General features: G+C 40.6%; 10 protein-coding genes. 9 read left to right on the top strand and 1 reads right to left on the bottom strand.

Annotation, left to right across the window (positions count from 1 at the left end; translation table 11 throughout):
* Positions 1 to 22: 22 nt before the first annotated feature.
* Positions 23 to 187: a hemin uptake protein HemP gene (locus AK823_RS13960; protein WP_010200173.1), complete on the bottom strand. Its 165-nt coding sequence runs from the start codon at positions 185 to 187 to the stop codon at positions 23 to 25.
* Between the two features lie 303 nt (positions 188 to 490).
* On the opposite strand from AK823_RS13960, the gene AK823_RS08515 reads away from it, so the two are divergent.
* The 9 genes from AK823_RS08515 to AK823_RS08475 all read left to right on the top strand — a co-directional run bounded on the left by AK823_RS08515 (position 491) and on the right by AK823_RS08475 (position 12,116).
* Positions 491 to 1,561, top strand: coding sequence for an NUDIX domain-containing protein (locus tag AK823_RS08515; protein WP_068328202.1), 1,071 nt, complete (start codon positions 491 to 493; stop codon positions 1,559 to 1,561).
* Between the two features lie 365 nt (positions 1,562 to 1,926).
* Complete coding sequence (locus tag AK823_RS08510) at positions 1,927 to 3,048, top strand: lipocalin family protein (protein ID WP_068328200.1); 1,122 nt, start codon at positions 1,927 to 1,929, stop codon at positions 3,046 to 3,048.
* A 411-nt stretch (positions 3,049 to 3,459) separates the two neighbouring features.
* On the top strand, positions 3,460 to 4,905 hold the full coding sequence (locus AK823_RS08505) for a glyceraldehyde-3-phosphate dehydrogenase (protein ID WP_068328198.1): 1,446 nt from the start codon (positions 3,460 to 3,462) through the stop codon (positions 4,903 to 4,905).
* A gap of 415 nt (positions 4,906 to 5,320) precedes the next feature.
* Positions 5,321 to 6,529, top strand: coding sequence for an Obg family GTPase CgtA (gene cgtA, locus AK823_RS08500; RefSeq protein WP_068328196.1), 1,209 nt, complete (start codon positions 5,321 to 5,323; stop codon positions 6,527 to 6,529).
* A 204-nt stretch (positions 6,530 to 6,733) separates the two neighbouring features.
* The gene (gene proB, locus AK823_RS08495) at positions 6,734 to 7,906 is read left to right on the top strand and encodes a glutamate 5-kinase (protein ID WP_068036306.1); all 1,173 of its coding nucleotides are present in this window, start codon (positions 6,734 to 6,736) and stop codon (positions 7,904 to 7,906) included.
* Positions 7,907 to 8,191: 285 nt separating this feature from the next.
* Positions 8,192 to 9,328 carry a uroporphyrinogen decarboxylase gene (gene hemE, locus AK823_RS08490; protein ID WP_068328195.1) on the top strand — a complete coding sequence of 379 codons (1,137 nt, stop codon included), beginning with the start codon at positions 8,192 to 8,194 and terminating at the stop codon, positions 9,326 to 9,328.
* Positions 9,329 to 9,437: 109 nt separating this feature from the next.
* A complete protein-coding gene (argC, locus tag AK823_RS08485; protein ID WP_068328193.1) occupies positions 9,438 to 10,505 on the top strand; it encodes an N-acetyl-gamma-glutamyl-phosphate reductase in 1,068 nt (355 codons plus the stop codon).
* Between the two features lie 162 nt (positions 10,506 to 10,667).
* Positions 10,668 to 11,555: a hypothetical protein gene (locus AK823_RS08480; protein ID WP_068039252.1), complete on the top strand. Its 888-nt coding sequence runs from the start codon at positions 10,668 to 10,670 to the stop codon at positions 11,553 to 11,555.
* 147 nt (positions 11,556 to 11,702) lie between these two features.
* A complete protein-coding gene (locus AK823_RS08475; protein ID WP_068328190.1) occupies positions 11,703 to 12,116 on the top strand; it encodes an ATP-dependent Clp protease adaptor ClpS in 414 nt (137 codons plus the stop codon).
* The last annotated feature ends 10 nt before the right edge of the window (positions 12,117 to 12,126 follow it).

Raw genomic sequence — 12,126 nt, 5'->3', positions numbered from 1 at the left:
TTTTTTTGTAATAGCTTTCACATTATTTAGTCAGGATTAAACGATTATTACGAGTCAAACGCAGGCGGTATTCCTCACCTTCATGCTCAATACGCACCTCTTTAGTGAGTGCAAATAAATGCTGCGACTGAAGAGTAGGTAGTCGATTTTCACGGCAGTTCAAGTAACGAGAGATGACCATGCTCATAGTAAATTCCTTTTGATGAAATAGCTGTTTAAGTAATGACGATGCAATATTAATTAACGATAATAATTATCATTTACATTAGGGTTTTTTGCAAGGTAATTAATAAAATAAAATGCAGTCATTATGTAAACTTATCTGCAGTAATCGCCATAAAGTAATCATCAAGGAAGTTTTGAGTAAGATTTCGAGTAGATTAAACAGCTTCTTAAATTAACGTCAGCCTTACACCTTAAGCTTTACAAAATAACGAAACAGAGCGGCGATAAAAAAACCAATGTAAGAACAGTAATAAAGGACACTACCATGCCAAACCAGTCAGATAAGCAATCAAAAAATATTCCAGTAACCATCGTAAATGTCGCTATCGCCGTCATTCATTATAAAGACAAATATTTGCTTGGGTTTAGAGATGCGTTGCAGCATCAAGGCAATCGCTATGAGTTTGTTGGCGGCAAGATAGACAACAAGGAAACGGCGAAACAGGCATTAATACGTGAAGTCGCTGAAGAGACAGGTATTGAAATTTCTGACAATACAATCGTTAAGCTTGGGCGCTTACATCATGACTATGGTAATAAGCAGGTAAGCTTACAGGTTTATAATATCGAGCTGACAACACAGCAGTACGAAAAATACAAACCTCTTAGCTACGGCTTAGAAGGGCAGGCTCTGACATGGGTAAATAAGTCTGAGCTATTGGCAGGGAACTATAACTTGCCAGCTGCTAATAAAACGATTCTTGAATGGCTACGTCTGCATTCAAAGATAGTGATTACCTATCCACTGGCACACTTTAGTACAAACCCTGACCCAGCGGCAGCATGGTTACAGTTTCATCAAAAACACTTAGCTGAAGAAGCTTGGGTATATATACGGGTCAAGGATGCAAGCTCAGAGAATATGGCAGAGCAACTGATGCGTTCACGTCCAGATATCTTCTCAATTATGCCTCATAATGATGATTGTTATTACTTGACAACTAGTCATCAAGTAACAGCTTACCATCTGACGCATACTGCATTGATGCAATGGTTCAAGGAAGTTGAAAATAATTCTGTATCTAGTCAGTTATTACCTCCTAGTCATTCATTGATAATAAGTTGTCATGATGCAGACAGTATCTATGCAGCCAATAAGCTTGCCACTGCTCGTTTAGCACAGCAGAAGCCACCAGTAATCGGTATTTTTTTATCACCAGTATTAGCAACTCAAACGCATCCTAATGCTATGCCACTGGGTTGGGAGGAATGGTCAGCATTGGCAGTGCTTGCGGATATGCCCGTCATTGGACTAGGTGGATTGTCACCAACCCTATTGGAACAAGCAACGCACTATGGAGCGACCAGCATAGCCGGCATTCGACAGTTTTTGTAATATTATGATAAAAGCTTCAACATAATAAAAAGACTGGCTATTATTTGATGAGCTATTGATTGCAAATCTCAATAAGGTTTTTACATACGAGTTACTATGTGTTCAGTTTTTCAGATTAGAATAATATTACTTACAAACCGTTGCGTTTTCCTACATTGCCACACTGTTTTAAGATCAATCATGTCGTTAATATTGCATATGAAAGTATAGGGTGCTAAGTAAAAAGTAACAGTATTAGACACACAATACTCATTCTATTTTAACTAGATATTAAAGAACTCTATATTTCTAATATTCTATATTATTTTATAGATAAAATTTTTCGATAAATAAGATTCTAACCTATAAACCTCGATGGTATTTTTATGAAAACCAATGAGTTACCTACGCCAGAATGCTCTGACTTGCAGGCAGCTGGTTCTCAGTCTGGACGGACTCACCAATCAAGTTATAATTATTTGACGGGCGACAAAACAAAAGTAGTCGGTAATACCAGTTGCGCCAGTAATGATGCTAACTACAATGATAAGGCTGTGCACATGTTCTTAAGCGAAGAGATATCGATAGACGACGACTCTGCCGACGAGTGTTCAGATCATATTGCTGACATTACATCGATAAAAAAAAGCCGTTATAAGAAAAGTAAAGGCTTAGCATCAACCAAAGTATATGGCTCGAACGAACCTAGGGCAGCATCGCTCCATGCCTCTATAGATAGTAGCGAAAATAAAAAGCTTTCTAAAAATGATACATTACTAGCCGCAGCTGCTCAATGTAGTGAAGTTCCGGAGCGCGTATTTATGAATGGTCTTATCAAACATACTGGAATTGCGCTGGCAATTATTGTTCCATTGGCAGCATTTTCTGCTTACGCTGCCACGCCACCAGCGACAACTATTCAAGCGGCAGGTACAGATACAGTAAATACTGAAAAAACGACAGCGGCGCTCATAGATATCAAGTCATCTTCTATCGTTCATAATTCAGCTACTGAACCAACTACTGTAGATAGTCTAGACTTAGCAAAATATAGCGGAACATGGTATGAAATTGGACGCTTGCCGATGTACTTCCAACGAAAGTGTGCCAGTGATGTGACTGCTACTTATACGCCAAAAACTGAAGGCTCTGGTATTACTGTACTTAATCAATGTTCTGCTGAAGATGGCAAATCTATTACTGCTGAAGGATTGGCAAAGCCTGCGGACAGTACAGGCAGTAAGCTTAAAGTTACTTTTTTACCTTCATGGATTCGTTGGTTACCTGTAGGCCGTGCAGATTATTGGGTGCTAGCACATGACCCGAGTTATAAAACAGCACTAGTCGGTACACCAGACAAAAAGTATTTATGGTTGCTGGCACGTTCACCAAATGTTTCGCAAGAGACTTATTCGAACTATCGCAAGATTGCTCAGCAGCAAGGATATAACTTAAAAGAATTTAAACTGACTGATCACCGTAATCAAACGGTTAATCTAGTACCTTAACTTTTAATAATTTAACCTCGTATTAGGCCATGATAGCTAGCAGCTTACCTATTAAGAGTTTGGTACTGGTTGCAAATTTGAATTAACAAATAATCGAAGAGACAGCTAGATAGGCTGTCTTTTTTATACTTACAAATGTGATTTTTGTCAAAAACAACAGATTAACAAGGTCAAACGTTAGCAATAAGCGTTATCACTGGCAAAATTAGGCATTTTGAGCTAAAATACACACCAATTAAAAGCCAAGATAAAGACTGCCAGAGAGGCTACAAACTTACATAAAAAAGCGGTTATAAATAAGTAGTTATAAGTAGCAATCTTATCTAAGTAACGATTAACCCAGTTCTTTATATTTTTTAGTACTTCTATAATTTTTCATATCCCACCAACTATATTTTACTGACCATAAGGATGTTCCTCGTGAGCCAAGCTAATACCTTACGCCAATTGCATCAAGACCGTCTAAACAGCTATAACAATCAAGAACAACAAGCTATTGAGCTGATTGGATTGTTAAATAAACTATATAACGAGCAAGACGTGCAAGTTACCTTGTTCGGTGAGACTCTTGACACAACTTCAGTGGGTCAAGTGCTAGCACTGCATCAAAAAGCTGCAATTCGTGAGCAGAATGGCAAGCCTATCGCTATTGCTGATACTTTAGAGATGGTCAAAGCGTTAGCAACCAGTGGTGACATTCAATCCGCACGTGTGGATGTCGGTCAACTGATTGCTAATGACATTGATTTGCAAGATGCTCTGCAAGCCATTGGTGATGATAAAGCTGCACAAAATGGTACTACTGATGTAGTGTTGTATGGCTTTGGTCGTATCGGTCGTGTGTTGACACGTCTGTTGTTATCGCAAGCATCAAGCGCAAGAGGCTTACAACTAAAAGCTATCGTCGTACGTCCAGCTGCTGCAGGTGATCTTGCCAAGCGTGCGTCACTACTTGAGCGTGACTCAATCCATGGTAGCTTTACCGGTGGCGTCAGTATTGATGATGACAACAACGGTATGGTTATTAACGGTCGTTTTGTCCAAGTTATTTATGCTAATGATCCAAGTGAGATTGATTACACTGCCTATGGTATCGACAATGCGTTAGTAATCGATAATACAGGTATATGGAAAGATGAAGCGGGTCTAGGTAAACATCTGCAATCTCAAGGCGTAAATAAGGTGCTATTGACTGCTCCTGCTGGTGGTGAGATTAAAAACGTTGTTTATGGTGTTAATAACGATACTATTGGCGATGACACTATTGTCAGTGCCGCTAGCTGTACGACTAATGCTATTACCCCAACGTTAAAAGTATTAAACGATGAATACGGTATTGAGAACGGTCATGTTGAAACGATTCACTCATTTACCAACGATCAGAACTTAATTGATAACTATCATAAAGCTGATCGTCGTGGTCGTAGCGCTGTACTAAATATGGTTATTACTAGTACTGGCGCTGCTAAAGCGGTGGGCAAAGCGCTACCAGAGCTTAGTGGTAAACTGACTGGTAATGCTATCCGTGTACCTACGCCTAATGTTAGTTTGGCGATTTTGAACCTAAACTTAAAACAAGCACCAAAGAGTGCGGATGCACTAAACGAGTTCTTGCGTAAGATGGCCAACAGCAACACTTGGCAATCGCAGATTTCATATACCGATTCGACAGAAGCGGTATCAACTGACTTTGTTGGTACTAAGCATGTCGGAATTGTAGATGCGCAAGCTACTATCGTTACTGATAACCATGCCACTGTGTACATCTGGTATGACAATGAAGTCGGCTATAGCACCCAAGTATTACGCTTAGCGACTCAAATGGGCGGCATTAGCTATACGCAAATTCCTGCGTAAAACTTGTCAATATTAAGTTAAGCTTTTATTGAGCCGCTTTTTATAAGTACATTGTTGCGTAATTGGAATGTCCTTAATGTAAAACAACACCCGATATTCCATTTGGTTATCGGGTGTTGTTGCTATAATAGCTCGCATAGTGGTTCTAAGAGTTATAAAAAATTTCTAATACCTTTATAATATGACGATAAAAGCTTTGCTAACCAGTATCTAGTTTGAATTCATAACACACTTGCTTTATGGTAAGCGTATCTTGAAGTTAATTTAGGTCATTAAGCATGAATTTGATAACTAATCGATAAACAGACTAGTAGACAGATGAGTAGCAACCTAGACAAGCATACAGACACCTTGTAAGCACAAATATAAAATCAGTCAATGACTGTAATCCAGAAAGTAAATTAAGGAACGTAACATGCGATTTATTGATGAAGCCGTCGTAACGGTAAAAGCAGGTGACGGTGGTAACGGAATCGCCAGTTTTCGCCGAGAAAAGTACGTCCCGCGTGGTGGTCCTGATGGTGGTGATGGTGGTAGTGGCGGTGATGTATATGTCATTGCTGACGACAACACCAACACTCTAGTCGATTATCGTTATACTCGTCGCTACGATGCGATGCGCGGTGAGAATGGTCATAGTAGAAACTGCTCAGGTAAAGGCTCTGAAGATGTATTTTTGTCAGTTCCTATTGGTACTACCGTTATTGATACCGAAACTGATGAAGTCATCGGCGATATGACCGAAATAGGTCAGACGTTATTAATCGCTAAAGGCGGTGATGGTGGCCTAGGTAACACACATTTTAAAAGCTCAACTAACCAAGCACCGCGTAAGGCAACTTCAGGCTTTGAAGGCGAGTTGAAAATATTAAAGCTTGAACTGAAAGTTGTAGCTGATGTTGGGTTGATTGGTCTACCTAATGCCGGTAAATCTACTTTCATTCGTCAAGTATCTTCAGCTACACCTAAAGTTGCTGATTATCCATTTACGACTTTAGTACCCAATCTAGGTGTGGTTGATATTGGTATACATCGCTCGTTCGTGATGGCTGATATTCCAGGGCTTATCGAAGGTGCATCAGAAGGTGCAGGTCTTGGCATTCGCTTCTTAAAACATGTGGCACGTACCCGTCGTTTACTGCACATCGTTGATATTCAACCTCTTGACGGTAGTGACCCTATTAATAATGCTCGTATCATTCTAAACGAGCTTGAGCGTTTTTCTCCTGAATTGGCCAATCTTCCACAGATTTTAGTTTTAAATAAAATCGATCAAGTGGTTGATGAAGAAGAGTTGAATGAGCTGTGTGACCGTATCGTCTCCGAGCTTGGCTGGACAGGCGTGGTATTTCGCACTTCAACGTTAACTGGTGATGGCGTAGATCCAGTCAAATATCATTTGATGAACGAGATTGAGCTAGAACGTGAACGAGAAATTGAAGAGCCTGCCTTTGCTGAAGCACAAAAAGCGCGCTTTGAGCGTTTAGAGGCAGAAGTGCGTCGCAATACTGATGCACAACGTGAAGCTTATCGTGCTGCTCGTAAAGCTCAGCGCGAAGGTACTGATCTGGCAGATGACGATTTTGATGATGATGACGGTGTCGAAGTAATCTATACCCCTTAAATCGCCCATCTAAAATGTAGCGACATAACAAGCCGCATATTAGAAACAAAGAAATGCTAGCCGTAATGACGACTAGCATCCTCTGCTAACCATTATACAAATTTGTTATTATTATTTGTGAGCTTTAATCAGTTCCTCATATTACAAAAGAACAGGTTGCCTATTAATCTTTTAAATCAATCCCCACAATATACAGGAGTTTTTATGGCAGATGACATGGAACAAACGACCGAAGAAGCAAGGTTCATCAAACAGGACCGCAACTTTGATATTCAGCGCGTTATTGTCAAGATTGGCTCATCATTGTTAACCAATAATGGTCGAGGGCTTGATCGAACTGCTATTTATGAGTGGGCTAAACAGATTGCTAATCTGCATAAACAAGGAGTGGAAGTACTACTGGTGTCATCAGGTGCAGTTGCTGAAGGCGTAGTACGTATGAACCTTGAGGAGCGCCCAAAAAAATTGGCGGCATTACAGGCCTGCGCTTCTATTGGTCAGATGGGTTTGATTGAAACTTGGTGGTCAGCACTAATTCAACATGGGATACAAAGCTCTCAGCTATTGTTAACCCATGATGACTTGTCTAATCGTAGCCGTTATTTAAATACGACTGGCGCGTTAACCCAATTGTTAGAATGGCGTGTGCTGCCAGTAATTAATGAAAATGACACCATCACTATTGATGAGATCAAGTTTGGTGATAATGATACTTTAGGCGCGATGTCAGCGGCTATGGTCAATGCCGACTTATATATTATCTTAACGGATCAAGAAGGCGTATTTACTGATAATCCGCGCAATAACCCTAACGCTAAAATGATACGTCAAGAGCGTGCAATGGCAGATTATCTCTTTGACATTGCAGGAGATGGTGGCAAGCTTGGACGTGGCGGAATGCTAACTAAAATTCGTGCTGGTCGTCTTGCGGCAATGGGCGGCTGCCCAACCGTTATCGTGAGCGGTGCGATTGATGATGTCATTACTCGCGTGGTATCTGGTGAAGCAGTCGGTACACTATTAACGACTAACGATGCTGATAAGATTATTGCGCGTAAGCAGTGGTTAGCAGCGCATTTGCGCATGTCAGGCACTCTCATTGTTGATGCTGGTGCTGCCAAAGCGCTGACAGAGCATAATAGAAGCTTATTGCCAGTCGGTGTGGTAGAAGTGCGTGGTGATTTTGATGAAGGCGATGTAGTAGAAATCGTTCACCAAGATACAGGCGAGCGTTTAGCAGTTGGGCAAATGAACTTCTCATCTAATGATGCACGCCGTGTCGCCCGTGAGCGTACTGAGCAATTTGATAGAATTCTCGGTAATAAGGAAGAGCGTGTAGTAATGGTACATCGTGATAATTTAGCACTATCCATGTGATGTTATCTATCAAAAGTAGATAGATGGCTTAAAGTGGTACGGATACATAGCTGGTCTATGAAAAACACTCACTATTGCCTAAGATTACTAGATAGTCGTAAGCATCGTTATTTTTTAAAACTAATGCCATATTAGATTCTTTCTTTATGGCATTAACTATGTATACGTTCATATTTGCTAATAATTGATAGTAACCTGTATTTGATTTATATATTTTCAAGCTTAATTTTTTTTCATTTTTAATAATGATAACAATGAATATCGTACTCTTTTGGAGATTTGTGCATGAGTGCCTCAAATAATATTAACACACCTCAGCAAGATTTTGCGCCCTTAAAAAATGACAGATTGTTACGCGCATTACGCTTTGAGCCTATAGATACCACACCGGTATGGATGATGCGTCAAGCTGGTCGTTATTTACCAGAATATAAGGCAACTCGTGCCGAGGCTGGGGACTTTATGAGTCTGTGTAGAGATACGGATCGGGCGACAGAAGTGACCTTGCAGCCATTGCGTCGTTATGATTTAGACGCTGCTATCTTATTTAGTGATATTCTGACTATTCCAGATGCCATGGGTTTAGGTTTATATTTTGAGACTGGGGAAGGGCCTAAATTTAAACATCCTATCCGTCAACAGTCAGATCTTGATAGATTGCCAACGCTTGATGTGAATGACTCTCTTGATTACGTCATGCGCGCTGTGACTAGTATTCGTAAAGCTTTAAATGGACAAGTACCGTTATTTGGTTTTTCTGGTAGTCCGTGGACGCTTGCTACTTATATGATTGAAGGCGGTAGCTCAAAAGATTATCGTTATACTAAAGGTTTTTTGTATAGCAATCCTGAGTTTTTACATCAGTTATTAGATAAGCTAGCAACTGCTGTAATTGATTATCTAGATGCGCAAGTCATTGCTGGGGCCCAAATTTTACAGATATTTGATAGTTGGGGCGGGGCGCTCGGGCATCGTCAGTTCGTTAATTTTTCACACGCCTATAATAAGCGTATCGTTGCAGAATTGAAAATACGTCATCCTGATGTGCCAGTCGTATTGTTCACAAAGGGCGGTGGCCTCTGGCTTGATATCCAAGCTGATAGTGAGGCTGATGCTTTAGGCTTAGACTGGACAATGCCGATTAATCGTGCTCGTCAAGTGTTGATTGAAAGCCAGCGTCAGTTGACCAAACAGCATAAGAAGCTCCAGAGCAGTAAAGCCATCCAAGGTAACTTAGATCCAGCGACGTTGTACGGCTCACCTGCGACTATTCGCTCTGAAGTAAACGCCATGCTTGACAGTGCTTATATTGGTGGTGAAAAGACAGGTTACGTGGCAAACTTAGGTCACGGCATCACTCAGTGGGTTAATCCTGACAATGCTAAAATATTTATTGACGCCGTACATGATTACCAAATTTAAGCGTTATTAATCTAAGTACAAGCCTCAGAATAAACAGAGCTTTTAACCTCAATTAATCTAAAGCTTAGTAAGTGTAATATTTAATGACTAACTATTAGAAGGATATCTTATGATTTCAGCAGCTATTGTTGGCGGTACAGGCTATACAGGTATCGAGCTTATTCGCTTGCTATCAGCACATCCTAAGGTGTCCATTGATTTGTTAACGTCGCGAAGTGAGGCAGGAACACGGGCGGATGAGATATTTCCAAGCTTACGTGGTATCTCTGATCTTGTCTTTAGCGACTTAGGAGATGATACGCTATCTGCTTTGCAAAAATGTGATGTAGTGTTTTTTGCTACGCCACATGGGGTAGCGATGAAGCAAGCTGAAGCATTAGTTCAAGCTGGTGTGAAGGTTGTCGATTTAGCAGCTGATTTTCGCTTACAATCATTAGCAGATTTCGAGCATTGGTATCAGCAGTCTCATGCCTGCCCTGAGCTACTTAAGACAGCAGTATATGGGCTCCCTGAGCTTAATCGTGATAAGCTTGCGGCGGCATCAATTGTAGGCAACCCTGGTTGTTACCCGACCACAGCCATCCTAGGATTAAAACCCATTATTGAGATACAAAATAAAAAAGCAACACGATTGATTGAATCACGTATCGTCATCGACGCTAAATCTGGAGTATCAGGTGCTGGTCGTCAAGCAAGCCTTGCACTAAATTATGCCGAAACGACTGATAATTTTAAGGCTTATGGCGTTGGCGGACACCGTCATTTACCTGAAATTGAACAAGGCGTTGAGCAATTATTGGGCAGTCAATTCTCGCAGCAGATTCGTTTTTTACCCCACTTAGTGCCAATGATTCGTGGTATGTTTAGCTCTATTCATATGGTGCTAACAGAAGCTGGTAGTAGCGTGGACTGGCAGCAAGAGTTTGAGACTAGCTATACAGGGGAAGCCTTTGTGGATGTTTTACCACGCGGCATCTATCCTGATACGCGTAGTGTACGTGCTAGCAATCGTTTACGTATTGCCGTACATCAAGATAATGCACGCGGAGAGTTAACTGTGCTAGTAGTACAAGACAACCTCGTAAAAGGCGCAGCAGGACAGGCAATACAAAATATGAACGTAATGTTTGGGCTTGATGAAACATTAGGGTTAAACGCTGCACCGATTGTACCGTAAAATATAAAGCTTCAAAGTTAAAAGAGATATTTATACGGAATGTAGTGCTGACTTATCACAGAAACTTTACTATTAAGTCATCACGCTTACAGCGCTATGCTAGGTATTGACTTTAAATTCCGTTATAATATCTCGCCTTTACTGTTAAGAGATATTGTCCAGATGCGTGTTAAGAATGCCCCCCGCTTGCGCTCCCAGCCAGCACGATCATCGTGTCACGCGTCTGCATTTGTATCTTGTCAATCTGTTTCTGATGATACGGTACAGCCATTAATAAATAGGAATGACCATATAAAATATAATAAAGGCATTGGCATTAGACAACAAGGCACATCAACATGGCTGCTGGCATTATTCGTGGTAGCTATACTGGTGACCGCGATAGTTGCTATTTTACTAGGGCACAAGCTTGGCTATCAACGCGGTTATTACGCCTTAAAGTCAGAGACTCAGCAAGCGACTATTAATAGTCAGGAAGCTACTAATGAGCTCAAAGATCTACGCATTAGTCATAAAGTCTTGACTAACCAAGTAGAGACAGCTAAGCAAGAGCTTACCATTAGCCTAGCAAATTTAGATGAGCTACGTCAAAAGCAACAAGACTTGAAGGTCGATAACAGACAAGTCTCGCAGTTGAATGACTTATATGCCGAATTTATCGCTGAACAAGGAGGCATGCCTTTACAGATATTAGGTGCAAAAATTGAACCGTTACCCGAAAATGCCTTCGAATATGGTTTTGATGTAGGGATGCTTAGTGAGGATGGTCTCGCCAAAAATCTTAAGGTTACGTTGACTCTACAAAATAAAGATAACTTTGTCGAGGTTCCATTAGATCCTGCACGTTATGCTATTGAAGGAATTGTTCGTATTCGCGGTCGTTTTGTGATGCCTACAGGGTTTAAACCGTTACAAGTTAAGCTCAGCTTAGAAGCAGGTGATCAGCAAGTCGAGCAACTATATGACTGGAAGCTCGGTGCTATGGTAGATAGTATGCCATTATCATTAATGGACTTACCAGAGGTTGATCAAAGTCCTATTGAGCCATAAACAGGTTACACACGACTATTATAAAACAGTTTTTAGGTAGAGTTTATATTGACTAACTCTTCCTAATTATCTTACTTCTTTATAACCTACTATTTATTCTATATCAATTATTCTTATACTAAACTCTCTATTGAAACTACCTTTATTATGACTAAAAAACAAATAATAGCGCACCCACAACCTACTGTTGCTGACTGGCATTTTCCAAGTATCCCAGCCGATCACCGTGCTCAAGATGGTGATACTGACAGCGAGACAGCTCCACAGGCAGACGTTTTGGTTGCAGAGCCTGAAGTAGCCAAGCCACCAATGTATGCTGTGGTTATGTATAACGACAATTATACTCCGATGGAATTCGTTGTATATGTTTTACAGTCGGAGTTCCGCCATAACATCGACTCAGCGGTTGAAATCATGCTGACCATTCATAATAGCAGTAAAGGTATTGCCGGTATTTACCCTAAAGATATCGCTGAAACTAAAGCCAAAAAAGTAAATAGCTTGGCTCACCGTGAAGGCTATCCATTGCTTACTCAAATTGAACCTCATCAAGGCGAATGAAATTATCCAT

Origin of the sequence: Psychrobacter sp. P2G3 (assembly GCF_001593285.1) — a bacterium.
GTDB lineage: Bacteria > Pseudomonadota > Gammaproteobacteria > Pseudomonadales > Moraxellaceae > Psychrobacter.
The sequence above is the reverse complement of the archived record's forward strand: the minus strand, read 5'-3'. Positions and strand labels throughout refer to the sequence as shown.

Coding starts and splice junctions, on each gene's coding strand:
- AK823_RS08480 (WP_068039252.1), top strand. CDS start 10,668: ATGCGTGTTAAGAATGCCCCCCGCTTGCGCTCCCAGCCAGCACGATCA.
- AK823_RS08475 (WP_068328190.1), top strand. CDS start 11,703: ATGACTAAAAAACAAATAATAGCGCACCCACAACCTACTGTTGCTGAC.
- proB (WP_068036306.1), top strand. CDS start 6,734: ATGGCAGATGACATGGAACAAACGACCGAAGAAGCAAGGTTCATCAAA.
- argC (WP_068328193.1), top strand. CDS start 9,438: ATGATTTCAGCAGCTATTGTTGGCGGTACAGGCTATACAGGTATCGAG.
- AK823_RS13960 (WP_010200173.1), bottom strand. CDS start 187: ATGAGCATGGTCATCTCTCGTTACTTGAACTGCCGTGAAAATCGACTA.
- cgtA (WP_068328196.1), top strand. CDS start 5,321: ATGCGATTTATTGATGAAGCCGTCGTAACGGTAAAAGCAGGTGACGGT.
- AK823_RS08510 (WP_068328200.1), top strand. CDS start 1,927: ATGAAAACCAATGAGTTACCTACGCCAGAATGCTCTGACTTGCAGGCA.
- hemE (WP_068328195.1), top strand. CDS start 8,192: ATGAGTGCCTCAAATAATATTAACACACCTCAGCAAGATTTTGCGCCC.
- AK823_RS08505 (WP_068328198.1), top strand. CDS start 3,460: ATGTTCCTCGTGAGCCAAGCTAATACCTTACGCCAATTGCATCAAGAC.
- AK823_RS08515 (WP_068328202.1), top strand. CDS start 491: ATGCCAAACCAGTCAGATAAGCAATCAAAAAATATTCCAGTAACCATC.